Source organism: Microbacterium sp. AG157 (genome assembly GCF_003385695.1).
In the GTDB taxonomy this organism is placed as follows: Bacteria; Actinomycetota; Actinomycetes; order Actinomycetales; family Microbacteriaceae; genus Microbacterium; species Microbacterium testaceum.
Map to the genome: position 1 here is coordinate 673,385 of NZ_QRDK01000003.1, position 24,691 is coordinate 698,075.

At 69.2% G+C, this 24,691-nt stretch carries 22 protein-coding genes; 18 read left to right on the forward strand and 4 right to left on the reverse strand.

Going from position 1 to position 24,691, the window contains the following annotated elements; genetic code table 11:
• Positions 1-16 precede the first annotated feature (16 nt).
• Positions 17-553: a hypothetical protein gene (locus DEU35_RS12455; RefSeq protein WP_103207520.1), complete on the forward strand. Its 537-nt coding sequence runs from the start codon at positions 17-19 to the stop codon at positions 551-553.
• On the opposite strand, the gene DEU35_RS12460 is transcribed toward DEU35_RS12455, so the two are convergent.
• On the reverse strand, positions 531-1,361 hold the full coding sequence (locus tag DEU35_RS12460) for a bifunctional 2-polyprenyl-6-hydroxyphenol methylase/3-demethylubiquinol 3-O-methyltransferase UbiG (RefSeq protein ID WP_116239667.1): 831 nt from the start codon (positions 1,359-1,361) through the stop codon (positions 531-533). The two genes, DEU35_RS12455 and DEU35_RS12460, sit on opposite strands and share 23 nt — an antisense overlap.
• A 101-nt stretch (positions 1,362-1,462) precedes the next feature.
• Between DEU35_RS12460 and DEU35_RS12465 the strand changes: the two genes are divergently transcribed.
• On the forward strand, positions 1,463-2,404 hold the full coding sequence (locus DEU35_RS12465) for a RimK family alpha-L-glutamate ligase (RefSeq protein ID WP_103207524.1): 942 nt from the start codon (positions 1,463-1,465) through the stop codon (positions 2,402-2,404).
• Positions 2,397-3,710 (forward strand): O-acetylhomoserine aminocarboxypropyltransferase/cysteine synthase family protein, encoded by a 1,314-nt coding sequence (locus tag DEU35_RS12470; RefSeq protein ID WP_103207527.1) that lies wholly within the window; start codon positions 2,397-2,399, stop codon positions 3,708-3,710. The genes DEU35_RS12465 and DEU35_RS12470 overlap by 8 nt, the downstream gene beginning before the upstream one ends.
• A gap of 548 nt (positions 3,711-4,258) precedes the next feature.
• Here DEU35_RS12470 and DEU35_RS12475 read toward each other — a convergent pair.
• Complete coding sequence (locus tag DEU35_RS12475) at positions 4,259-5,320, reverse strand: LLM class flavin-dependent oxidoreductase (RefSeq protein ID WP_220340852.1); 1,062 nt, start codon at positions 5,318-5,320, stop codon at positions 4,259-4,261.
• 123 nt (positions 5,321-5,443) lie between these two features.
• On the opposite strand from DEU35_RS12475, the gene sfnG reads away from it, so the two are divergent.
• The 7 genes from sfnG (at position 5,444) to DEU35_RS12510 (ending at position 16,280) form a co-directional block, all read left to right on the forward strand.
• A complete protein-coding gene (sfnG, locus tag DEU35_RS12480) occupies positions 5,444-6,577 on the forward strand; it encodes a dimethylsulfone monooxygenase SfnG (protein ID WP_116239668.1) in 1,134 nt (377 codons plus the stop codon).
• 159 nt (positions 6,578-6,736) lie between these two features.
• Complete coding sequence (locus DEU35_RS12485) at positions 6,737-9,841, forward strand: M14 family zinc carboxypeptidase (protein ID WP_116239669.1); 3,105 nt, start codon at positions 6,737-6,739, stop codon at positions 9,839-9,841.
• Positions 9,842-9,903: 62 nt separating this feature from the next.
• Positions 9,904-10,518 (forward strand): hypothetical protein, encoded by a 615-nt coding sequence (locus DEU35_RS12490; RefSeq protein WP_116239670.1) that lies wholly within the window; start codon positions 9,904-9,906, stop codon positions 10,516-10,518.
• 163 nt (positions 10,519-10,681) lie between these two features.
• Entirely contained in the window at positions 10,682-12,313 is a 1,632-nt protein-coding gene (locus DEU35_RS12495; protein WP_103207535.1) for an ABC transporter substrate-binding protein, read from the forward strand.
• A 121-nt stretch (positions 12,314-12,434) separates the two neighbouring features.
• Complete coding sequence (locus DEU35_RS12500) at positions 12,435-13,508, forward strand: ABC transporter permease (RefSeq protein ID WP_103207537.1); 1,074 nt, start codon at positions 12,435-12,437, stop codon at positions 13,506-13,508.
• Between the two features lies 1 nt (position 13,509).
• Positions 13,510-14,592, forward strand: coding sequence for an ABC transporter permease (locus tag DEU35_RS12505; RefSeq protein ID WP_103207539.1), 1,083 nt, complete (start codon positions 13,510-13,512; stop codon positions 14,590-14,592).
• On the forward strand, positions 14,589-16,280 hold the full coding sequence (locus DEU35_RS12510; RefSeq protein WP_103207541.1) for an ABC transporter ATP-binding protein: 1,692 nt from the start codon (positions 14,589-14,591) through the stop codon (positions 16,278-16,280). Before DEU35_RS12505 ends, DEU35_RS12510 begins: the two co-directional genes overlap by 4 nt.
• A 51-nt stretch (positions 16,281-16,331) precedes the next feature.
• On the opposite strand, the gene DEU35_RS12515 is transcribed toward DEU35_RS12510, so the two are convergent.
• Both DEU35_RS12515 and DEU35_RS12520 read right to left on the reverse strand, forming a co-directional pair.
• On the reverse strand, positions 16,332-17,432 hold the full coding sequence (locus tag DEU35_RS12515; protein WP_116239671.1) for a hypothetical protein: 1,101 nt from the start codon (positions 17,430-17,432) through the stop codon (positions 16,332-16,334).
• Positions 17,429-18,583, reverse strand: a complete 1,155-nt coding sequence (locus DEU35_RS12520) for a hypothetical protein (RefSeq protein WP_116239672.1) — start codon at positions 18,581-18,583, stop codon at positions 17,429-17,431. Before DEU35_RS12520 ends, DEU35_RS12515 begins: the two co-directional genes overlap by 4 nt.
• Before the next feature lie 190 nt (positions 18,584-18,773).
• Here DEU35_RS12520 and rpsF point away from each other — a divergent pair, with 190 nt between their 5' ends.
• The 8 genes from rpsF to DEU35_RS12560 all read left to right on the forward strand — a co-directional run bounded on the left by rpsF (position 18,774) and on the right by DEU35_RS12560 (position 24,690).
• Complete coding sequence (rpsF, locus tag DEU35_RS12525) at positions 18,774-19,166, forward strand: 30S ribosomal protein S6 (RefSeq protein WP_058622540.1); 393 nt, start codon at positions 18,774-18,776, stop codon at positions 19,164-19,166.
• Positions 19,167-19,171: 5 nt separating this feature from the next.
• On the forward strand, positions 19,172-19,696 hold the full coding sequence (locus DEU35_RS12530) for a single-stranded DNA-binding protein (protein ID WP_116239673.1): 525 nt from the start codon (positions 19,172-19,174) through the stop codon (positions 19,694-19,696).
• A 101-nt stretch (positions 19,697-19,797) separates the two neighbouring features.
• Positions 19,798-20,052 carry a 30S ribosomal protein S18 gene (gene rpsR, locus DEU35_RS12535; protein ID WP_055832386.1) on the forward strand — a complete coding sequence of 85 codons (255 nt, stop codon included), beginning with the start codon at positions 19,798-19,800 and terminating at the stop codon, positions 20,050-20,052.
• Positions 20,053-20,062: 10 nt separating this feature from the next.
• On the forward strand, positions 20,063-20,515 hold the full coding sequence (gene rplI, locus DEU35_RS12540) for a 50S ribosomal protein L9 (RefSeq protein WP_103207550.1): 453 nt from the start codon (positions 20,063-20,065) through the stop codon (positions 20,513-20,515).
• 101 nt (positions 20,516-20,616) lie between these two features.
• Positions 20,617-21,987, forward strand: a complete 1,371-nt coding sequence (locus DEU35_RS12545; protein WP_220340853.1) for an adenosylhomocysteinase — start codon at positions 20,617-20,619, stop codon at positions 21,985-21,987.
• On the forward strand, positions 21,984-23,288 hold the full coding sequence (locus DEU35_RS12550) for an amidohydrolase family protein (protein WP_371861610.1): 1,305 nt from the start codon (positions 21,984-21,986) through the stop codon (positions 23,286-23,288). The genes DEU35_RS12545 and DEU35_RS12550 overlap by 4 nt, the downstream gene beginning before the upstream one ends.
• Complete coding sequence (locus tag DEU35_RS12555) at positions 23,278-23,709, forward strand: cupin domain-containing protein (protein WP_103207552.1); 432 nt, start codon at positions 23,278-23,280, stop codon at positions 23,707-23,709. Before DEU35_RS12550 ends, DEU35_RS12555 begins: the two co-directional genes overlap by 11 nt.
• A gap of 114 nt (positions 23,710-23,823) precedes the next feature.
• A complete protein-coding gene (locus DEU35_RS12560) occupies positions 23,824-24,690 on the forward strand; it encodes an ABC transporter substrate-binding protein (protein WP_258873558.1) in 867 nt (288 codons plus the stop codon).
• The last annotated feature ends 1 nt before the right edge of the window (position 24,691 follow it).

Here is a 24,691-nt window from a genome sequence, read left to right on the forward strand (position 1 = left end):
TCCGAGGAAGTGGACCTTGTTCGCGGTCACCGTGTGCGCTGTTTCTGTGACGTTCAGTGGTTGTGCGTCTGCGGAGCACACGGACGGGGAGCTCGCGACGCCAGATGCTGTTTCGGACGAGGGGGCTGTTCTGTACTCCGCTGCGCAGCATGTGATCGGGGTCGACGGATGGTCCTTACAAAAGCAATGGTTTTCCTGCGGTCTGGAGGATGGAATAGCTGAGGTTCAACTTCGCCTGGACTCTCAGCTCACTGCCACCCTCTCGGACACGCCAGAAAACCTCGCGATACGTGTGCAAGAAAAGTGGTCGACCTTGGGCGTCGACGCGACACTGACTGTGAACACGGACTTGGATCCGACCCGTTACATCGTCTCCGATCCGCCGTTTCTCGCCGGGACGCATAAGGATGGCGCGATCACTGACCTCTGGGTCGGCACAGGACTCGCCAACTTCGGCTACGTCAGTCCGTGCGTTCCGGGCGACATCTTCGAGCTCCAGCCGTCGCGGACTTTCTCGCCCGCACCGACCCTCACGCCACCTTCGTCGCCCTGATCGTGTAGCTCAGCGGCACGACCGACGGCTGCTCGGTCAACGCGAACTCGCCATCGGAGCGCTGGGTCATGCGGCCGGGCAGAGCCTCCCACGGCACACTGTCGTGCTCAACCAGCGTGTCGAGTCGCAGGCCGCGCTCGAGCAGGGCCGTGACGATCTCGCCGAGACCGTGGTTCCACTCGTACGTCCGCGTCGATTTCAGGGGCGCGGCCACCTCGACGTAGGTGCTGTCGTCGTCCCACTCCAGCGGAGCGGACTGCTCGAAGTAGGGGAACGCGAGGGACAGCCCTGGCAGATCCTCGTTCATCGCCCACAGGACGGGGTGCCCCTCGCGGATGTGCAGCGTGCCGCCCGGAGCGAGCAGGTCGGCGACGACCCCCGCCCACTCGGTGATCGACGGCAGCCAGCACAGGGCACCGATCCCCGTGTAGACGAGGTCGAACTCTCCGCGGGGCAGGGCGTTCGCGGCATCCCGAACATCCGACCGGACGAAATCGACCTCGACGCCCGCCTCGGCGGCGAGCCGGCGGGCCTCGGCGACGGCGTTCTCGGAGAAGTCGAGTCCGGTCACCTTGGCGCCGAGTCGGGCCAGGGAAAGAGTGTCGGTGCCGATGTGGCACTGCAGGTGCGCTGTTCGCTTTCCCGAGATGTCGCCGAGTAGCGGCCGGTCGAAACGCACCACGTCCGACAGGGCGTCGAGGTCTTCGACGTAGCGCTGAATCCCGTAGCCCGATCCATCCCGGGCCGCGTGCAGTGTCGCGCGCTCGTCCCAGTTGGCGCGGTTGGCGTCGATGTAGTCGGAGGTCATGGCATCCCTTTCCGAGAATCGAGCCTACGGATGCCGTGACCCGGTGTCGCTTCGTGACGCGGAGTGGGCGCGATGTCGGAGCTGCGGGTTAGCCTGGCGGCATGTCGGGCAAGGTCTATGTCATTCACGAGAACCCCCAGTGGATTCCGCCGTTCGAGGCGGCGTTCGAGGCGGAAGGCGTGCCGTTCGAGGAATGGCTGCTCACCGACGGATCTATCGACTTGTCGATCGAGCCTCCCGAGGGCGTGTTCTGGTCGCGGTTGAGCGCATCGGCGCACACGCGCGACCACGCGCACAGCAAGGAATACGGCCGTGCCGTGCTGCGGTGGCTCGCGTCGTGGGGGCGCACCGTGATCAACGGTGCAGACGTGCTCGAGCTCGAGGTGAGCAAGGTCGCCCAGCATGCCGCCCTGCGTCATGCCGGCATCGACGTTCCGCGCACGGTCGCCGTGTTCGGCGCCGACGACCTGGTCGCCAAGGCACGAGACTTCGGAGAGCCCTTCATCAGCAAGCACAACCAGGGCGGTAAAGGCCTCGGCGTGCGGCGCTGGGAGACCGTCGACGAGTTCGCGGCGTGGGTCGACAGCCCCGACTTCGAGCCCTCCCCCGACGGCATCACACTTCTTCAGGAGTTGTTGGTCGCTCGGGCGCCGTTCATCACGCGCGCGGAGTTCGTCGCCGGCGAGTTCGTCTACGCCGTGCGCGTCGACACCAGCGCCGGCAGCTTCGAGCTGTGCCCCGCCGAGGCGTGCGCGGTCCCGGGCGCCGATGGCGTCGAGCCCGAGCCGCTGTTCCGGCGTCGCGACGACGTCGATCCCGTCCTCATCGATCAGTACCTTGCTTTCCTCGCGGCCGAGGGCGTGGGTATCGCCGGCATCGAGTTCATCGAGACGCGCGACGGCCGCACCGTCACCTACGACGTGAACACGAACACGAACTACAACCCCGACGTCGAGGCCACCGCGCCCCGCTCCGGACCGCGCGAGATCGCTCGCTGGCTCGGTTCGCTGCTCCCGCGGGAAGTGGTCGGTTCGCGTGGCTGAGGCCGCTCCCCCGCACTCCGAGTGGGACGGCTTCGGCTTCGCCACGCGACAGGTGCACGCCGGCGAGGTCGAAGACCTCACGCACGGCTCGCGCATCACGCCGGTGCACCTGTCGGCCGCCTACCGGTTCGACTCGTTCCAAGAGGCGACCGATCGGTTCGCCGGCGCGGACCTGGGCCACCTGTACTCGCGGAACGCGAACCCCACCAACCAGGTGGCGGAGGCCCGTCTGGCCTCTCTCGAGGGAGGGGCGGGGGCCATCGTCGTCGGCTCGGGCCAGGCGGCGATCACCATGGCGCTGCTCGGTCTGGCGGGGAGCGGCGAGCACATCGTCTCGACCGCGAGCATCTACAGCGGCACCCGTGTGCTCTTCGACCGCACCTTCGCTCGCATGGGCGTCACCGTCGAGTACGTCTGGGACCCGGCCGACGAGGCGGAGTGGGACGCTCTCATCCGCCCCGAGACCAAGGCGATCTTCACCGAGACCCTGCCGAACCCCAAGAACGACGTCGTCGACATCGACGCCGTCGCTCGGGTGGCGCGGCGCCACGGCATCCCGCTGGTCGTCGACAACACCATCGCGACGCCGTTCCTCATCCGCCCGATCGAGCACGGGGCCGACATCGTCGTCCACTCGGCGACGAAGTTCCTCTCGGGGCACGGCGCGAACCTCGCGGGAGCGGTGGTCGACGGCGGCACGTTCGACTGGGTGGCATCCGACCGCTCCTATCCTGCGCTGACCGGCACCGCGATCGCCGGGCATGCCTCGTTCGTCGAGGCGTTCGGGCCGCGCGCGTTCGAGCTGTCGCTGCGGTTCGGCATCGCGAACGACATCGGACCCGCGCTCTCGCCGCTGAACGGCTTCCTCCTGCAGCAGGGCATGGAGACCCTGTCGGTGCGGATGCGGCAGCACCTCGCCACGGCACGGACGATCGCCGAGTGGCTCGAGGATCACGCGGCGGTCGAGAGCGTCGACTTCGCCGGTCTGCCCTCTCACCCGCAGCACGCATTGGCTGTGCGCGATTACGGCGGTCTGTCGGGCTCGGTGTTCTCATTCACCGTGCGCGGCGGACGCGACGCGGCGGAGCGCTTCTTCGACGCCCTCCGCCTCTTCAGTCGCATGACGAACATCGGCGACACCCGGTCGATGGCGCTGCACCCGGCGACGACGACCCACCTGGGCTTCACGCAAGAGACGCGCGACCGCCTCGGCATCGGCGATGGCCTCATCCGCCTGTCGATCGGGCTGGAGGATGCGGAAGACCTGATCGCCGATCTCGAGCAGGCCCTCCGCGCGGTGGCGTAGATCGCACGGTCACGCGGGTGACGGCATCCATCCGTCTGCCCCGTTGAGTGTCCACAACATCCGGAGAGTTTCGGAATCCGTCCGGGTTTCTTGGACACTCAACAGGCGTGCGGCCATCCCCGACGGTGCCCTTTCCCCTCGAGTGTCCGAAACACCCGGCGAAGGCGTCGGCGCGCTCGGAGTCTTTTGGATACTCACATGCCCGGCGGCCTGGTGTCGGCCCGGCGTGCCGACGCACGGGCGTGCCGACGCACCGGCGTGCCGACGCACGGGCGCGCCGACGCACGGGCGCGCCGACGCACGGGCGCGCCGACGTGCGGGTGCGGGGTGCCGACGCACGGGGTGCGGGCGTGTCGGCATCGCCCGCCGAGCAGAGCCCGGGCAGGGACGGTGCCTCCACCGGGTTGAGTGTCCAAAACACCCGGAGGTTTTTCGAATCCGTCCGGGTGTTTTGGACACTCAACAGGGGGTGCGCAGACCCGGACCCGGCCCGCGCCAGGCCCCGCCGCCCGACCTGCGCCGGACGTTCGCGCCGTAACGCCCCCGCGTCAGGCGTCGCGCTGCGCCTCGAGGCGGCGCACCCGCGGGATGACCTCGGCCGCGAAGCGCTGCATCTCGGGAAGATGCGGTGAGAACTGCAGCAGCAGGGTCGAGACGCCGACGTTCGCGAACTCCACGATGCGTTCCGCCACCTGATCGGGCGTTCCGACGAGGTTCGGGCGAAGGCCGCGGTTCGATACCGAGTACTCCTTGAGGTCGACCTGGGTGTCGAGCTTCGACTTGCTCACGAAGTCCTGGTACGAGCCGTACGCGGCTCCCCCGCGCACGTCGGTGATGCGATCGATCTCGGCCTGGGCCTCGTCCTCGGTGTCACGCACGATCGCGTAGGCGGCCATACCGAAAGCCTCGAAGGGCGTCGCCCCGGCCTCGGCGCGGCGGCGGCGCATGTCGGCGACCTTCGTCTCGAGCTCCTCGAGAGTTCCGCCGTGCGTGAGATAGGCGTCGGCGAAGCGCGTGATCGCGGTGCGGCCGGCCTCGCTCTCGCCGCCGGCATAGAGGCGCGGCTGCACCTGCGGCTTCGGCTCGGTGTAGGTGCCCTCGGTGCGGTAGTACTCGCCCTCGTAGGCGAACGGCGTCTGAGACCACAGGCCGCGCAGCACCTCGACCCACTCGATCGTGCGGGCGTAACGGTCGTCGTGGGCACTGAAGAGACCCTCGTACTGTTTCGCCTCTTCCGCCCACCACGCCGATACGACGTTGAGCGTGAACCGCCCACCGCTGATCTCGTCGATCGTCGCGGCCTGCTTCGCCGTGTGGAAGGGGTTGTGGAAGCCGGGACGCACGGCGGTCATGAGCTCGAGGGACGAGGTCACGGCAGCGAGTCCCGCGGTGACCGCCCAGGCGTCGAGCGACGGCGCTTCGACACCCTTGATGTCGTTGAGGTTGAGTTCGGGGATGAGTGTCAGGTCGAACCCGCCCTCTTCCGCGGCCCGCGCGATATCGGCGATGTGGGCGAAAGACACGGGAGTCTGCTCGTCGTCGACGTTGCGCAGCCAACCGCCGAAGATGGGGGTCCAGTAGCCGAAACGCACGCGCTGGGGGGAGGTCATGGCTCCATCCTCACCCGGAGCGCGTCGCCCGGCGTCATGCGACGAAACTGTCCGTCATGTGACGTTGACCGATGAGCCGAGCAGTGCGAAGTTTGCCGGGTTCCGATCCGCGAGGAGGACCCCATGACCGATTCCACTCCCACCCACGAGCCCCTGAAGTTCGCGTATTGGGTGCCCAACGTCAGCGGTGGCCTCGTCATCAGCTCGATCGAGCAGCGGACGGACTGGGACTACGACTACAACGTGAAGCTCGCTCGCACGGCGGAGCGCGTCGGATTCGAGTACGCCCTGAGCCAGGTGCGGTACGCGTCCAGCTACGGCGCCGCGCAGCAGCATGAGTCGACGTCCATCAGTCTGGCCCTCCTTCTGGCCACCGAGAAGCTGAAGGTCATCGCCGCCATCCACCCCGGGATCTGGCATCCGGCCGTCTTGGCGAAGTTCATCAATACGGCCGATCAGTTCTCGCACGGGCGAGCCGCGGTCAACGTCGTGAGCGGGTGGTTCAAGGACGAGTACACCGACCTGGGTCTCGAGTGGCTCGAGCACGACGAGCGCTACGAGCGGGCGGCGGAGTTCATTCAGGTGCTTCGCGGCCTGTGGACGCAGGAGAAGTTCTCGTTCCACGGCAAGTATTACGACATCACCGACTTCACGCTGCGGCCGTTCCCGTACGAGGTGCCGGGCCGGGCGCACCCCGACATCTTCCAGGGGGGCAACTCCACCGCGGCGCGTTTCAACGGCGGCGCCTTCTCGGACTGGTACTTCTCGAACGGCAAGGACTTCGACGGGTTCACCGAGCAGTACGACGACGTCACGCGCGTGGCCGCCGAGCACGGCCGGCGCACTCGCTTCGGCCTGAACGGGTTCGTCATCCAGCGCGACAGCCGTGCCGAGGCCGAGGACCAGCTGCGCGAGATCATCGCCCACGCCGACTCGGGCGCGGTAGAGGGCTTCCGCAAGAGCGTGCAGGAGGCGGGCAACGCGACCGCCGACAAAAAGGGCATGTGGGCGGACTCCAGCGTCGACGACCTCGTGCAATACAACGACGGTTTCCGCACGCAACTCTTCGGCGATGCGCAGCAGATCGCCGAGCGCATCATCGAGTACAAGAAGCGCGGCGTCGACCTGTTCCTGCTCGGGTTCCTGCACTTTCAGGAGGAGTTGGAGCAGTTCGGTGAGACGGTCATCCCGATCGTGCGCGAGTTGGAGGCGGATCTCGCCAAAACGGGTGATCCGCTCAGCGTGGCAGCGCGTTGAGGCTCATGCCGCAAACGGAATGAACACGATCGGCGTCATATCGTCATAACTCTGTAACAGGTAATCCATAGGTTGTTCTCAGGATCAAGTTCCGGTCCTGCCCCCCACCGATCGCGCGGGAAGCTCCATGCCGCGCGAGCGCAACCTGATGGAGAACCCGTGCAGAGACGCATTCTCGCGGGCACGGTCGTCGGCGGCATCGCCATGACGACCGTGTTCGCCGCCGCCCCGGTCTCGGCCGCGATCGCCCCACCGCCGCTGAGCGTGGTGCGACCGGCCTCGCCGCTGATCGACATGCCGACGGCCTACCCGGTGCAGCCCGACCTCAAGATCTTTCCCGACAACCCCGACGACAAGTCGATCGCCCGCGGAGTGCGCCCGTACGACGAGATCGCCCCGTTCCTGAACACGCTGATGGATGCCAGCGACCGCGTCTCCGCGCAGGTCGTGGGCACCTCGGCTCAGGGGCGCGACATCTATCTGGTCACTCTGACCACCCCGGAGACGACCGACCAGACTCGCCAGCAGAGCGTCTGGCGAGACCTCATCAAGGCCGACCCGGTCGCCGCCGCCGCCGACGCGACGCTGCAGTCCGGTTACAAGGTGCCGATGTGGTTCAACGGCAACATCCACGGCAACGAGTGGGAGGGAACCGACGCGACCCTCAACTACATCGAAGACCTCGCCACGAGCACCGACCCGGCCACGACCGAGATGCTCACCGACCACCGCATCTACTTCACGGTCACCAACAACCCCGACGGGCGGGCCCTGGGCCAGCGCGGAACGGCCAACGGCTACGATCCGAACCGCGACTTCATCACGGGCGCGACCGCCGAGGCATCCATCGTCCGCGACCTGGCCAGCGTGATCCAGCCGACCTATTTCATCGATCTGCACGGCTACACGAACGTGCTCCAGGTCGAGCCGTGCGGCCCGCCGCACGGCGAGAACTACGAGTACGACCTCTTCGTGCCCCACGCCTACGCGACCGCGCTCGAGATCGAGGAGGCCGTGACCGCAGCGAACATCCCGGGCAACACCTATTACGACCCGGCCTCCGGCGGGGTCACCTCCACCAACACCGGATACATCAACATCCCCTTCCGCGACCAGCGCTCGGGGTGGGATGACTGGCCCCCGATCTTCGCCCCGCAGTACGTGGCCTACCAGGGCGCGATCACGAACACCGTCGAGCTCCCCCTCGGTCGTACCGGCGACCAGCCCGCTCGCGCGAAAGTGAACATCGAGGTCGCCGAGGTCGTCATCGACACCGTCGTGGAGTACGTCGACACCCACAGCGACGCCCTGCTCGACAACCAGATCGAGATCTTCCGTCGCGGAACGGCAGGCGAGCCCAGCCGCGAGATCCCGGCCGACGTCGCCCCGAGCGACCTCGCTCCGGGCGTGCCGACGGAGTGGACGGACATCTGGGACGAAACCGATGTGTACAACGCCGACTTCCCGCGCGCCTACGTCATTCCCGTCGGCGCGGGCCAGCGCTCCGAGTCCGACGCCCAGACCCTCGTGCAGCAGCTGCTCGTGAACGGCGTCCGGGTCGACCGCATGACCTCCGGCGCGCGCATCGACGGTACGGACTACCCCGCCGGCTCGTTCTACGTCGACATGCACCAGCCGCTTCGCGGCCTGGCCAACGTGCTCCTGGCCGACGGGTCGGACATCTCCGACCGAGTGCCGAACATGTACGACATCTCGGCGTGGAGTCTCGCGCTGCTCTGGGGTGCGGACGTCGTGCGCGTGGGTGAGACGACGGACCCCGCCCCGACCACCGCGGTCGAGCGGGTCACCACGGCTCCGCTGACCGGCATGGTTCCCGACGGTTCCGGCTACCTCACCTTCGAGCCGCGCGGCGTCGCCGACTGGCAGGCCGTGAACGCGCTCCTCGCTGAGGGTGTCGCCCTGTCGCAACTGCCCGACGGAACCATCGTCGTGGGCGCGGACGAGGCATCGCGCACCGCCGCCCGAGGGGCCGCGGCCGTCTTCGGCGTCGACTTCGTCCTGAGCGACGGACGCGCCCTCCGCGACGGCGAGAGCACGGCACTGGCGCCCGCGAAGGTCGGGTACGTCGGTGACGCCGGCGACCGAGACGCCCTGATCAAGCTGGGTTTCTCGAGCCCCGTCGCGGTGTCTGCCGCGGGTGTCACCTCCGGAGACGTCGACCTCGGCGCCATCGACGTGCTCTACATCGGCACGGGCATGAGTTTCTCGCAGGCGCAGTCCACGGGCGCCGAGAAGGTGCGCGCGTACATCGCCGCGGGCAAGCCGGTCGTGGGTCGCGGCACGGCAGCCGCCGCGTTCGTCAGCACCTACATCACACCGCTCGCCGCCGTCTCGGGAACGAGCGGGTCGAACGGTATCGCCCGGGTCGAGACGCCCGCTGACGGAATCCTCGGCGACTATCCGCAGGACACCGCCTTCGGCTCCTCGTTCGCCTGGTTCCCCACCCTCGCCTCGGGTGTCACCGCCGAGCAGCGCTATGCGGTCACCGACACCTTCGTCTCGGGTCACTGGCGCGCGTCGCAGGGACGATCGATCCAGGATGCCGCCGGCCAGGCGTCGGCGGTCTCGCTCACGGGTGCGTCCGGTTCGCGGGCGTTCGTGTTCGGCACCTCGCCCACCTACCGTGCGCACCCCGTGGGAGCGTTCAGCGACATCGCTCGCGCGGTGTTCTGGGCGGCCGGGCAGGGAACCCCGGTGGTGCCTCCGCCCTCTGTGATCGAGGAGGACCTCACCGATGACACCCGCGGGACCGTGACCGTGCCCGAGACGGCCGTCGCGGGGCAGACGATCACCGTCGAGCTGGGAGCCGACCTCACCGCCGATGATCCCTACGCGGTGCTGTTCCCGGGTTCTGTGGCGGTCGAGTTCGACGAGGTCACCGCGACCTCGGCGACGCTCACCTTGCCGGGCGATCTGGCACTCGGGGATCTGCGCATCGCGGTGCTGCGGTCGGACGAGCCGGCGCCCAGCGCCGCGCGCGTCGCCGCACTCGCGGCCGACGACACGCTCTTCGGATGGGACGACCTCGTCGTGGTCGCCGCCGCCGCGGAGCCGATCTCGACGCCGAGCTCGGACCCGACGGACGCTCCGGTCCCCGCTCCGGCCGGGAACGCCCCGCGTGATCTGGCCACCACGGGTGCGCCCGACGTGTCGTCGCTCGGTTGGCTGGCGCTCGCCGCGGGCATGATCGGTGCAGGCCTGGTCGTCATCGGCCGCGTGCGTTCGACGAGCAGCACGCAGTGACACCCGTCCGGGGAGGGGCACCCGCCCCTCCCCGGACTCCCCCACCCCCTGGAGCTCCACCCATGACCGATCCGACTCGCCCCCTCGACACCGATCCGAACGACGCATCCGCACCCCCCGCGAACCGCAGTCGCCGTCGCGCCGCCGTCGCGATCGGGGTGCTCCTCATCGCGGCAGGCATCGCCCTGGCCATCTGGGCCATCGCGACAGCGTCTCGCGCCCCCGAGGGACAGAGCGTCCCGGTGACCGCGCCCCCGGCGACCGACGCCGCGACCCCCGCGCAGACGACGGTCGCCCCCAGCGCCGCGCCGTCGGCGACCGCGGCGGCCGAGCCCTCGGCATCCGTCGCCCCTGCCGCTCCCGCTCCGCCCGCGGCCGACGCTCCGGTCATCTCGTCGTTCGCGGTGCAGCCCGAGGCGGCGATGTGCCCCGACGAGCGCGACAGCGTCGTTCCGCTGACCTTCTCGTGGCGATCCGAAGGTGCCGACCGCGCCTGGATCGGCGTGAACACGAGCGACGCGTCCGTCCAGCCGACGGCGGAGGTCGCCACCAGCACCGACGGATTCACCTCGGTGTCGTTCGCGTGCCGCGACGCCGACCAGGTGTTCACGCTCACGGTCCAGGGCGCGGGCGGCACGGTGAGCAGCACGATCGCGGTCGCGAGAGAGCTCGGGTGACGAGCCCCTGACGCGTCAGCGCGGTGAGACTCCGTCGCATCGCGCTCGAGTTTCGGTCTCGTAAATATGCGCGCGATGTCTTTGTGAGCGGCGGAAATCGGACTTAGATGTCCGAAGGACTGCGGCGTCTGTCGCAATCGACACTTCACAGCAGAGGTAAAACATGACACTGCACAACAGTGGACGCGGCCGTCTCGGCCTCGCTCTCGGCGCTCTCGGCGCGTCGGCCCTCGTTCTGGCGGGCTGCACGACCACGACCGGGGGCGGCTCCTCGGACGGCGGATCGACCGACCCGCTCGTCATCGGCACCACCGACAAGATCACCTCGATCGACCCGGCCGGCTCGTACGACAACGGCTCGTTCGCCGTCATGACGCAGATCTACCCCTTCCTCATGAACAGCCAGTACGGCACGTCCGAGGTCACTCCCGACATCGCCGAGTCGGCCGAGTTCACCTCGCCGACCGAGTACACGGTCAAGCTCAAGTCCGGCCTGAAGTTCGCGAACGGCCACGACCTGACGTCGTCCGACGTGAAGTTCTCGTTCGACCGCCAGGTCGCCATCAACGACCCGAACGGCCCCGCATCGCTGCTGGGCAACCTCGACAGCGTCGCCACTCCCGACGACACCACCGTCGTCTTCACCCTCAAGAACGGCAACGACCAGGTCTGGCCCCAGATCCTGTCGAGCCCCGCCGCGCCGATCGTCGACGAAGAGGTCTTCTCGGCCACCGCCGTCACCTCCGACGACACCATCGTCGAGGGCAAGGCCTTCGCCGGTCAGTACACGATCGACTCGTACAAGCCCAACGAGCTCATCTCGTACAAGCCGTACGCCGACTACATGGGGTCCCTCCCCAAGGCTGCCAACGGTGGCATCTCGACCAAGTACTACGCCGACTCGTCGAACCTCAAGCTCGACGTGCAGTCGGGTGCGATCGACGTGGCCTACCGCAGCCTCAGTGCGACCGACGTCGCCGACCTGCAGAAGGACGACGCGGTCAAGGTCGTCGACGGCCCCGGCGGAGAGATCCGCTACATCGTCTTCAACTTCGACACCATGCCCTACGGCACGAAGACGGCCGACGCCGACCCCGCCAAGTCGCTCGCGATCCGCCAGGCCGCGGCCGACCTCGTCGACCGCCAGGCCATCGCGACCGACGTGTACAAGGACACCTACTCGCCGCTGTACTCCTACGTTCCGCAGGGTCTCGCGGGCGCCAACGAGGCGCTCAAGGACATGTACGGCGACGGCAACGGCAAGCCCGATGCCGCCAAGGCCAAGGCGACTCTCGAGGCCGCCGGTCTCACGACGCCCGTCACGCTGAACCTTCAGTACAACGGCGACCACTACGGCCCCTCGTCGGGCGACGAGTACGCCGCGGTCAAGGCGCAGCTCGAGAAGGACGGCCTGTTCACGGTCAACCTCGCTCAGACCGAGTGGGTGCAGTACACGAAGGACCGCAAGGCCGACGCGTACCCCGCGTACCAGCTCGGCTGGTTCCCCGACTACTCGGATGCCGACAACTACCTCACCCCGTTCTTTTCGAAGGACAACTTCCTGCTGAACCACTACGACAACGCCGAGGTCCAGAAGCTGCTCGTCGACCAGGCGACGCAGACCGACAAGACCACGCGCGAGTCGGAGATCGGCGAGATCCAGGACAAGGTGGCCGCCGATCTGTCGACGCTGCCGCTGCTCCAGGGCAAGCAGGTCGCGATCGTGGGCTCGAGCGTCGAGGGCGCCGTCCTCGACGGGTCGTTCAAGTTCCGTTACGCACCGCTGCACAAGTAAGACCGAATCGGCGCCTCGCGCGATTCCGCACGCTCAACGACCGAGGGTCACGTACCCTCGGTCGTTGGGCGAGAGCGGTGCGACGAGGCGCCGTTCCCCCTTCGAGTGAGGTCTCTCCCGTATGGTCACCGCCGTCGACGCTGCCGACATCGCCAAACCCGTCGCCCCCAGGGGCGGAGGACTGTGGCGCTACATCCTGGTCCGTCTGCTCCTGATCATCCCGACGGTGTTCATCCTCGTCACCGTGGTGTTCGTGCTCATGCGCATCACGGGCGACCCGATCACCGCCGCCCTCGGCGGCCGCCTTCCGCCTGATCAGCTCGCGGAGCGCATCGCCCAGGCCGGCTACGACCGCCCGTTGATCGTGCAGTACTTCGAGTACATCGGCGGGATCCTCCGCGGCGACTTCGGCACGACGCTGACCGACAACCGTCCGGTGATCGAGATCCTGCTGCAGTACGGATCCGCCACTCTCGAGCTCGCGATCTACGCGCTCTTCGTGGCGCTGCTCATCGGCATCCCGTTCGGCCTGCTCGCCGCCTACAAGCGCGACCGCTGGCCCGACGCGACCCTGCGCATCGGTGCGATCCTCGGGTATGCGACGCCGATCTTCTTCGTCGGTCTGCTCCTGAAGCTCGTCTTCTCGGTGTGGCTGAGCGTCCTGCCGGTCGCCGGGCGCGCGAGCACCCGCACCGAACTGAAGTTCGCGTCGATCGAGAACCCCACCGGCATCTACCTGCTCGATGCGATCCGTCTCGGCGACGGCGCTGCCGCGGGCGACGTGCTGATCCACGCGATCCTGCCCGGTGTGGCTCTCGGCATCCTGACCGCGGGAATCTTCCTCCGTCTGGTCCGCACCAACGTCATCGGCACCCTGGGTGCGCAGTACGTCACCTCGGCGCGTTCGCGCGGCGTGGGGGAGTACCGTCTGGTCACCAAGCACGCCTACCGCCCCGCGCTCATCCCGATCATCACGGTCATCGGTCTGCAGATCGCTCTGCTGCTGTCGGGCGCCGTGCTGACCGAGACCACCTTCGAGTGGAAGGGCCTCGGCTTCATGCTCAGCGAGTACCTGAAGGCGCGCGACTTCGTCGCCGTCCAGGGCATCGTCGTGATCATCGCCGTGCTCGTCGCCTTCACCAACTTCCTGGTCGACGTCATCGCGGCGATCATCGACCCGCGAGTGAGGTACTGACATGTCGGATGCCGCGACCCCCACCCTCTCCGACGACAGCGTGACCGTGCGCAAGGTGCCCCTGCGCGACCGCCTGCCGGTGATCTCGCACCTTCGCCGCAGCGTCGGCCTGCAGCGCACCATGCTGGTGCTCGGCCTCGTCATCACCGCCGTCTTCCTCCTGACAGCTTTGTTCGCCCCGCTGCTCGCGCCGTACGGGTTCGCGCAGCAGGAGGCGGACGGCGTCAAGTTCGGCACGCAGCAGGCGCCCAGCGCGATGAACCTGCTCGGCACGACCGTCGGCGGATACGACGTGCTCTCGCGCGTGATCTGGGGAGCGCAGACCGCGCTGCTCGTGATCCTGTGCGCGATCGCGTTCTCGATCTTCCTCGGCATCTTCCTGGGGCTCGTCGGCGGCTACTTCGGGGGCTGGCTCGACCGCATCCTCGTGGTGCTGTGCGACGCGATCTACGCCTTCCCCTCGCTGCTGCTCGCGATCGTCATGTCGATCGCGATCACGAAGGGCCAGTCGACGCTCTGGGGCGGCATCCTCGCCACCGCCATCTCGATCACGGTGGTCTTCGTTCCGCAGTACTTCCGCGTGATCCGCGCCGAGGTGGTGCGCGTCAAGGCCGAGCCGTTCGTCGAGTCGGCGCGCGTGATCGGCGTGCCGACCGGTCGGATCCTGCTCCGCCACGTGCTGCGCAACTCGACACGCTCACTGCCGGTCGTCGTGACCCTCAACGCCTCCGAGGCGCTGCTGACCCTCGCGGGTCTCGGCTTCCTCGGTTTCGGCATCGAGGCCACCGCCGCCGCCGAGTGGGGTTACGACCTCAACCGTTCGGTGAGCGACGTCACCAGTGGCATCTGGTGGACCGCCATCCCGCCGGGAGTCGCGATCGTGCTCGCCGTGCTCGGCATCACCCTCGTCGGCGAGAGCCTCAACGACCTGAGCGACCCGCGTCTGCGCACCCGCCGCCGCGCCGGTCGCGCGCCCGCCCCGGTCACCGCGGTCGATCCGTCGACGGCTCCCGCCGCGGCTCGCGCCACGGCCGATCCCGCCGGGCCCCCGGCATCCGCCCCCTCCGATGGGAGCCCCTCATGACCGGCACCACCGCCCCCGTCGCCCGGATCGACGACCTGCGCGTCACCTTCGCCACCGACGGTGAGCCGGTCTCGGCGATCAACGGGATCTCGCTCGAAGCCCATGCCGGCGAAGTGCTCGCGATCGTCGGCGAGTCGGGCTCGGGCAAGACCGTCACCGCGAACACGCTGCTGGGGCTGCTGCCCGAGACGGCGACGCTTTCGGGCGCGGTGATCGTGCGCGGCCGCGACGGCGACCAGACCGATATCGTGCACGCGACCCGCGCGCAGCTGCGTGCCATGCGCGGGCGCGACGCCGCGATGGTGTTCCAGGAGCCCTCGACCGCGTTGAACCCGGTCTACACCGTGGGCTGGCAGATCGCCGAGGGCCTGCGCGCCCACGAGAAGCTGTCGAAGGCCGAGGCGAAGGTCAAGGCCGTCGACATCCTGCGACGTGTCGGCATCCCCGATCCCGAGAAGCGCGTCGACGACTATCCGCACCAGTTCTCGGGCGGGCAGAAGCAGCGCGTCGTCATCGCGATGGCGCTCGTGCTCAATGCCGGGCTCATCATCGCCGACGAGCCGACCACGGCTCTCGACGTGACGGTGCAGGCCGAGATCCTCGATCTGCTGCGCACGTGTCGCGACGAGTTCGGCGCGACGATCGTGCTCATCACCCACAACATGGGCGTCGTGGCCGACCTCGCCGACCGCGTGATCGTGATGTACCGCGGTGACATCGTCGAGCAGGCTCCGGTGCGCGAGCTGTTCGCCGCCCCGCGGCAGGCGTACACGCGCGAGCTGCTGGCCGCCGTGCCGCACGTCGGCCGCGGCAAGAGCGCTCGTCAGTCTCTCGAGACCGCGGCACCGACCTCGCCGCCCGAGGGCAGCCTGGTCGTCGCCGAGAAGGTCGAGATCGGGTACCCGGGCCGCTTCGGTTCATCGGGGGTCGTCGCCGTGAAGGGCGTCGACTTCTGGATCGGGCCGGGCGAGGTGCTCGGCCTGGTGGGCGAATCGGGCTCGGGCAAGACGACGATCGGTCGCGCGATGGTCGGGCTGACCTCCGTCGTCGGCGGGTCGCTGAAGGTGCTCGGCACCGAGATGCGCGGCGCGAAGCCCCGCGCGCTCGCCAAGACCCGCCCCGACATCGGGTTCGTCTTCCAAGACCCGGCCACGAGCTTCAACCCGTTGCTCACGATCGCGGAGTGCATCGCCGAGCCGCTCGTCGTGCACCGTCGCGTCTCGGGAGCCCGCGCGGCGCGCACTCGCGTGAACGAACTCCTGGATGCCGTGCAGCTGCCGACCGCGTTCGGCGACCGCTACCCGCATGAGCTGTCGGGCGGTCAGCGCCAGCGCGCCTCGCTCGCCCGCGCCCTCGCGCTCGACCCCAAGCTGCTGATCGCCGACGAGCCGACGTCGGCGCTCGACGTGTCGGTGCAGGCGCGCGTGCTGCAGCTGTTCGCGCAGCTGCAAGCGGAGTTCGGCTTCGCGTGTCTGTTCATCAGTCACGACCTGGCCGTCGTCGACGAGGTCGCCGACCGCGTCGTCGTGCTGCAGCAGGGTGTGATCCGCGAGCAGGGCACGACCGTCCAGGTGCTCACCGAGCCGCGCGACGACTACACCAAGCGCCTGCTGGTGTCGCTGCCCGTGCCCGACCCGGTCGAGCAGCAGAGCCGTCGTGAGCTCTGGCGGTCGACCCGGGGGGTCTGACCGCAGCGGCCGTGTTCCCGGGCCCGCCCCGTGCGGGCTCGGGGGCGGCGTTCACCGTCCGAACGCGAGCGACAGCATCCAGAATCCGCCGAAGACGACCAGCACCGCGACGGATATCCACGGGATTCCGCGCTTGAGCCGCCGCCCCTCGCGGGCGACGCCGGCGGGCGGCGGGGTGAGCAACGGCACGCTCCGAGCTGCGGCGCCGGATGCCGCGGTGCCCGTGGCGGCGGCCCCCGACGACGAATCCCCGAGCCGCTCGTCGCGCCACCGCGCCCACTGTGCGAGCTTCTCGTCGATCGCGTCGACGGTGGCGAACAACCATCGCCAGGTGGCGGGGTCGAGGGTCGACAGGTCGCGCTTGGCGTAGAGGAACAGCCAGTCGTCGACGATCTCGACGTCGAGCGCCGCGGCGTTGTCGACGAACCGCGCCATGACGTCGGGGGTGAACAGGTACAGCGCATCGCGTTCGTACCCCTCCGGGCAGTACAGCGCGAAATGCCTGTCGAAATCGCCCTCGAGGCTCAGCCGCTGGTCGCGGCCGAACGTGATCGGCAGGTTCGAGCCGCCGAACAGACCGTTGTTGCCCACGGCATCCAGCACGATATGGGGGAGCGGGGTGTCGAGCCGCAGCGCGACGTAGCCCCAGCGGTGCGTCTGCTTGCTCTTTCCCGACCCGGTCTCGTACGTGTAGTTGGCCACCTCGAGAGAGCGCGACTGCTCGCGCCGCATCACGTCGTGCAACTCCTGGTTGCGGCCGAGATCGAAGATCATGCCCGGGCGTCGGGGGTGGGAGAATCCCGGATGCCATGTCATGCCGTTCGCGCTCGCGAAGAGGCTCAGCCGGTAGCGGCGTGCCGCGGCCCCGCCGACCCCGCGGATGATCGCCCAGGCCAGGAATCCGACGATGGCGAGGACGAGCACGAAGGGCAGGAGCGCGACGGGATTGCCGCTGCCGCGCGCGAACGCGTTCGTGACGATCGTCGCCAGCGTCGGGACGACGATGAGTGCGCCCACGATCCCCACGAACGCGAACACGATGATCGTGAACGCACGGCTCCGCAGCATGCCTTTCTCGCGCAGGGCCTTGCTGAAGGCGCGGACCTTCGCGCGATCGATCGGCTGGGTCAGGGCGGTGGTGTCGACGGTCATGACGACTGCGCCAAGAAGATGAGGAAGCCGACCCCGAAGAGCACGATCGGGACGACGACGAAGGCCCCCGCGACGACGAGCAGCGCGATGAGCCACGCGTTGCTGCGCTTCAATCGCTGGCCCGCAGGCGCGACCCCGACGGGTGCGGGGGTGAACGCGAGGGGAGCAGGTGCAGGTGCAGCTGCCGGACTCGCGGATGCCGCCGCCCCGGGCAGGGTCGGCAGAGCCGTGGGGGCACTCGCCCGCAGCGTGTCGTCGCGCCACCGCCCCCACTGATCGAGCTTGTCGATCAGGGCCGAGACGACCGCGAACGCCCAGGCCCACCGGGTCGGGTCGAGGGTCGAGAGCTCGTCGGGGGAGTAGAGGAACATCCAGTCGTCGACGATCTCGACTTCGAGCGCCGAGGCGTTGTCGACGAATCGCGCCATGACGTCGGGCGTGAAGAGGTAGAGCGCGTCGCGCTCGTAGCCCGCGGGGCACGACAGGTGGAAGTACCTGTCGAAGTCGCCCTCGAGGCTCAGGCGCTGCCCCCGCTCCCACACGCCGAGTTTCACGCCGTTGCCCACGGCATCCAGAACGATATGAGGAAGAGGCACGTCGAGCCGGATCGCGATGTATCCCCACCGCGAGGTGTGCGTGTTCTTGCCGTCGCTCGTCGTGTACGCGTAGTTGCCGATCTCGACGAACCGCGGCTCACTCCCGCGCAGGATGTCGTAGCCGGTGCGGTCGCCGCCGATTCCGAACAGCACTCCGGGCAGCGGGGGAGCGGGCACCGAGGGGACGTACTCCATGCCCACGTCGCGGCTGAATCCCGCGAGGCGCCAGCGGCGGTCCTCCTGGGTGCGCTGGGCCTTCTGACCGAGGAACCACGCCAGAGCCAGCCCGCCCAGACCCAGCGCGATCGGAAAGAGGAACAGGATGCCGAGGATGAACGACCCCTCGCGAAGGAACGGCGACAGCACGGCGGCGAGCACGACGATGACGACCCCCACACCGCCGATCAGCGCGAACGCCACCGCGTACGCCGCGACGGCGGCGCCCGTACCCGGGAGGCGTCCGGCGCTGCGCAGCTGCGCGGTGAACGTCTTCGCGGCCCGCGGGTCGGGCGGCGTCAGCAACGCCCGTGCGTCGAATGGTCGGATCCCTGCCATGCGGCCCCCCGCCGTCGTCTGGTCACGTCCACGCTACCGATGTCGGATTCCGCGGGGCCACCGGCATCCGTTAGACTACGAAGGTTGTCCGGCTGCGCCCATGCGCGTGTAACCCCGTGACGACGTGCTACACACCCTCCTGCTGCCGGGAAATGCCCGTCAGCCGTTCTAGTCCGAAGGAGGTGGGTTAGTGACGCACCAGTACGAACTCATGGTCATCTTCGATCCCGAGGTCGACGAGCGCCAGGTCGCTCCGAAGCTCGACGGATTCCTCAAGGTCATCACGGCCGATGGGGGAACCATCGACAAGATCGACATCTGGGGCCGCCGTCGTCTCGCCTACGAGATCCGCAAGAAGAACGAGGGCATCTACGCCGTCGTCAACTTCGTCGCGACCAGCGAGGCCACGAACGAGCTCGACCGTCAGCTGAAGCTGAACGAGCAGATCATGCGCACCAAGGTCCTCCGTGCCGAAGAGGCGATCGCTCAGGTCGCCGCCGAGGCCAAGCGCTCCGAGGAGAAGGCCGCCCGCAAGGCTGCCGCTCCCCGCAAGGTCGAGTCCGCCGAGAAGGCTGCGAAGTAACGACGATGGCCGGCGAAACCGTCATCACCGTTGTGGGCAACCTCACGGCCGACCCCGAGCTGCGGTACACGCAGAACGGGCTGCCGGTCGCGAACTTCACCATCGCGTCGACTCCCCGCACGTTCGACCGTCAGGCGAACGAGTGGAAAGACGGCGAGGCGCTGTTCCTGCGCGCCTCGGTGTGGCGCGAATTCGCCGAGCACGTCGCCGGTTCGCTGACGAAGGGCAGCCGTGTCATCGCGACCGGTCGCCTGAAGCAGCGTTCCTACCAGGACCGCGAGGGCAACAACCGCACCTCCATCGAACTCGAAGTCGATGAGATCGGCCCCTCGCTCCACTACGCGACCGCCCAGGTCACCCGAGCCGCCGGTGGCGGTAACGGTGGCGGCGGTGGCGGTCAGCGCGCGCAGGTGCAGCAGTCGAACGACGAGCCGTGGTCGACCCCCGGCTCGAACAACGGCGGCGGCAACAACAGCGGCGCTGACGCGTGGAGCACTCCCGGCTCCTACGGCGACGACACCCCGTTCTGATCTTCGCCCCGCTCTCGAGCGAGACGACCCCCGAAATTCCGGATGCCATGCCCCGGTCCTCGTGACCGGAACGGCGTCCGAACCACACGAAAGAAGGAAGCATGGCTGGAAAGGCCACTGGCGACCGCCGCAAGCCGCGGAAGGGTGCGAAGAACGCAGCCCCCGCGAAGGCGATCCGCGTCGGCGTCATCGACTACAAGGACGTCCCCACCCTCCGCAAGTTCATCTCGGAGCGCGGCAAGATCCGCGCCCGTCGTATCACCGGTGTCTCCGTGCAGGAGCAGCGTCTGATCGCCCGCGCCATCAAGAACGCGCGCGAGATGGCTCTTCTGCCCTACGCCGGCGCCGGCCGCTAAGGAGCACCCGATGGCAAAGCTGATTCTCACGAATGAGGTCACCGGGCTCGGTAGCGCCGGTGATGTTGTCGAGGTCAAGAACGGGTACGCCCGTAACTACCTCATCCCGCAGGGCTTCGCCGTGTCGTGGAGCCGTGGTGGCGAGAAGCAGGTCGCGTCGATCCGCGCTGCTCGCGAGTCCCGCGCGATCCACGACCACGAAGACGCCGTGGCCCTGAAGAACTCGCTCGAGTCGAACACCGTCAAGCTCGCCGTCAAGGCCGGCAACGAGGGTCGCCTCTTCGGTTCGGTCAAGCCCGCCGATGTCGCCGACGCCGTCAAGGCCGCCGGTCTCGGTGAGCTCGACAAGCGCAAGATCCAGATCACCTCGGCGATCAAGTCGGTCGGCGAGCACGAGGCGACCGTTCGCCTGCGTGACGACGTCACCGCCGTGATCACCCTCCAGGTGGTCGCCGCGAAGTAATTCGCGACGCACGATCCGGCCCCGCTCCTGCTTCGGCAGGGCGGGGCCGTTTCGTGTGCGGGGGAGCGAGGGCGGGACGCCGTGACCCTAGGCTGAGTGCCGTGACCGACCCTCGCGCACCCGAGCGCATCGTCCGGCGCTTCGCGCGCGCGTCGAACCTCATGATCGCCGGACGCCCGTTCGCGGCGACCGGGGTCGGCGCCGATGCCCTGACGCAGCTGCTGGCCCGGCTCGGTGGCATCCCGAGCCCGTCTCCGACGCCGGGGCGCGTCGAGTTCGACCTGGATGCCGAGCTCGTGCTGCTCGACGGAGAGCCGCTGCCCCAACGCGGCGACGCCGCCGGGCGCATCGCGTTCGCCCGCGAGCACATGCCCGTGGCCGTGGCCCTCGCCGAGAGGCTCGATCTGACCGGCCTGCGGGTGGGCGTGGCCATGGTGCTCGAACCGAAGACCGCGGTGCTGTCGCTCCTGCTGCGCGAGCGGGGGGCCGCGGTGTCGGTGTACGCGCACCCCGACGAGGCCGACGTCGCGGTCGCAGATGAGCTCCGAGCTCGCGGTTTCGCCGTGACGGCCGACCCGGGGCTCGCGGGCGCCGCGGAGCGCGCGGCGGCGCTGACCTTCCTCCGCGCGGGACTCGACGTGCTGCTCGACGACGGCGCGCACCTCATCCGCCTCGCGCACGAAGACGACCCGGCGTTGGTCGACGGGTGGATCGGCGCGTGCGAAGAGACGACGAGCGGCCTCACGCCCCTTCGTCGGATGCAGGATGCCGGCACCCTCCGCTGCGCCGTGATGGCCGTCAATGACGCGCGCACCAAGACGATGTTCGACAACCGCTATGGCACGGGACAGTCGTGTGTGTTCGCGATCGCCGATCTGCTCGAGGAGCGGGGGATCGCACTCACCGATCAGCCCGCGCTCGTGCTGGGCTACGGGCCCGTCGGCCGGGGAGTCGCCGTGCACCTGCGCGCGCTCGGGGCCGAGGTGCGCGTTGCCGAGACCGACCCCGTGCGGGCGCTCGAGGCACGGCACGACGGATTCGCCACCGGCCGGGCGGTCGAGCTGGCCGGGGGAGCGCTGGTGGTCTCGGCGACCGGCGTCCCCGCGACGGCGACACCCGAGATCGCCGCTGTCGCGCGCGTGATCGCGGTCGCCGGAGGAGTTCCGGGCGAAGTGTCGGGCAGCGGCGATGCGCTCGTTCTCGGGGGAGGGGGAGCGGTGAACATCACCGCCGCCGAGGGCAACCCGATCGAGATCATGGACCTGTCGTTCGCGGTGCAGCTCGCGGCCCTGGGCGAGCTGCTGAGTCGGCGGCCCGGGCCCGGCGTGCACGCCCTCGGAACCGACATCGACGACCTCGTCGCCCGGACCGCGCTGGCCGTGCGGGGCGCCGACATCGACCCGCCGCGCGCGCTCGACCTCGACGGCGTCGATGACTGGCGTTCGCCGCGCTACCGGGAGTCGCGCTCGTGAACGTCGTGCTGTACTCGGCGTCGCTCGTCGTCCCCGTGACCGCACCCCCCATCCCCGGCGGGGCGATCGCGGTGGCGGGCGGTCGCATCCGCCACGTCGGCGACCGCGAGTGGGTGCGCCACGAGCTGCGCGCGCGCGGCATCGCCTTCGACGAGGTGCACTGGCCGGGGGTGCTGACGCCGGGGCTCGTGAACGCGCACGCGCACCTGCAATACACGGGCATGGCCGAGGTGGGGCGCGGCTCGTACGCCGGATTCGACGACTGGGACGACGCGTTCACCCCGGTCTATCGCGCCGGTCACGACTGGGCGGCGGATGCCAGGGCCGGGGCGCTCGCGATGATCGCCGCCGGCACGACGGCGGTGGCCGACATCGTCACCGACGTCGAGGCGGCCTCGGCGCTGCACGACGCTCGCCTGCACGGCATCACCTACTGGGAGGTGATGAGCTGGACGAACGCGGCGTGGGCCGAGCGCGGTCGAGCAGAGGTGGAGGCGCGGCTCGACGCGATGCCCTCACCCCCGGGCACGGGGCTGTCGCCGCACGCGCCGTACTCCCTCGACGTCGAGCCGCTGCTCGAGATCCCCGACATCGTGCGCGAGCGGGGGAGCCGGCTGCACCTGCACCTCGGCGAAGCGGCCTTCGAGCGCGAGCACGGTGAGGCCGTGCCCTGGCAACTGCACCGACCAGCGAGTTTCCGCGCGTTGCGCGACGAGGGCTTCGGCACGGGGGCGACGGAGTTCGTCGACGAGCTCGGTGTGCTGGGCCCCGACTGCCACATCGCGCACGGCGTCTACATGACCGCCCGCGATCGGGCGATCCTGCGGGCGCGAGGCACGTCGGTGGCCCTCTGCCCGCGCTCGAACGCGGTCATCGGGCTCGACGAGCCGCCGGTCGCGGCGTACCTGCTCGAGGGCAACGCGCTCGCCGTGGGCACTGACTCGCTGGCATCCAGCCCCTCGCTCGATCTGCTGGCCGACGTGTCGGCGCTGCACCGGCTGGCGCGGGCGCAGGGCTACGCGAACCGCGACCTCTCGGAGCTGCTGCTGCGCGCGGCGACCCTCGGTGGAGCGCACGCCATGGGGCTCGACACGGGCCCCGCCCGCACCGGGTACCTCGCCGTGGGCGCGGTGGCGGATCTGGCGTTCTTCGACGTGCCGGTGTCGCAGGTCGATGACACCATCGAGCACCTCGTCGTCGCCGGCGAGGGGAGCGCGGCCGCGACCTTCATCGACGGCGAGGTGCGCTCGGCATCCGCCGCCTTCACCCGAGAGACCGGAGTATCCGCCGATGACCGTTGAGCGTCCCGCCACCGCCGTCCTGCTCGATCTCGAACCGCACGCCGAGGGCGGCTGGTTCCGGCGCATGTGGACGGGCGGCGTCGAGGTCGAGACCCCCGGGGGCACGCGGCCCGCGGCCACCTGCATCCACTACCTGCTGACCCCGGGGGAAGAGAGCGCCTGGCACGTCGTGACCAGCGACGAAGTGTGGCTCTGGCACGGGCCGGGCACGCTCGAGCTGTCGCTCGGGGGAGACGGCGAACAGCCCGGTACCGCGCGCACGGTCACCCTCGGGCCCGATCTCGCCGCCGGTCACGTGCTGCAGCACACGGTGCCCGCGGGCGTCTGGCAGGCGGCCCGACCGGCGGGCGACACCGAGGTCGTGGTCAGTTGCGTGGTCTCTCCCGGCTTCAGCTTCGCCGACTGGCGCCTCGCCGAGTAGCCGCGTCCCGTGTCGCCAGGTTTCACCGGCGACATCCCCTGAAACATGCGCTCGGTACGCTGTGCACATCACAGCACTCCGGGGATGACCCCGATACGTCCACGAGGAGACATCGTGACCGCTTCCGCACGCCTGCGCCGCGTCGCCGCCCTGACCGCCGTCGCCGCCGCCACGGTCGTCACCCTGACGGCCTGCGCCTTCGCCCCCACCGGATCCGACGCCGGTTCCGCCCCCGCGACCGAGGGCGCCCTGCAGACCGTCGCCGCGGGCAAGCTCACCATCGCCACCGGCGAGCCCGCCTTCTCGCCGTGGGTCGAGAACGACGACCCCGCGTCGTGCGAGGGCTTCGAGGCCGCCGTCTCGTGCGCCGTCGCCGAGAAGCTCGGCTTCTCGAAGGACGACATCGTGTGGGTCCGCTCGAACTTCGACAGCGCGATCGCCCCCGGCCCGAAGGACTGGGACATGAACGTGCAGCAGTTCTCGATCACCGACCAGCGCAAGCAGGCCGTCGACTTCTCGTCGCCGTACTACACGACCACCCAGGCGGTCGTCACCACGGGCACCTCTCCCGCCGCGTCCGCCACGACGGTCGCCGAGCTGAAGAACATCCCCGTGGGCGTCATGAGCGCCACCACCAGCTACCAGGTGGCCGCCGACCAGCTCGGCACCGGCAAGCTCAGCGTCTTCAACTCGAACGACGACGCCGTCGCCGCCCTGCAGTCGGGCCAGGTCGACGCGATCGTCGTCGACCTGCCGACCGCGTTCTACCTCGCCGGGGCCGTTCTCGACAACGGCAAGGTCGTGGGTCAGCTGCCCGACTCCTCGGCCGGCGGCGACGAGCTCGCCTACGTGCTGCCCAAGGGCTCGGCGCTGACCACTCCCGTCAGCGACGCGGTCGACGCGCTCAAGGCCGACGGCACGCTCGACGAGCTGCAGCAGAAGTGGCTCGGCGGCACCTCCGCCGCCCCCGTGCTGAAGTAAC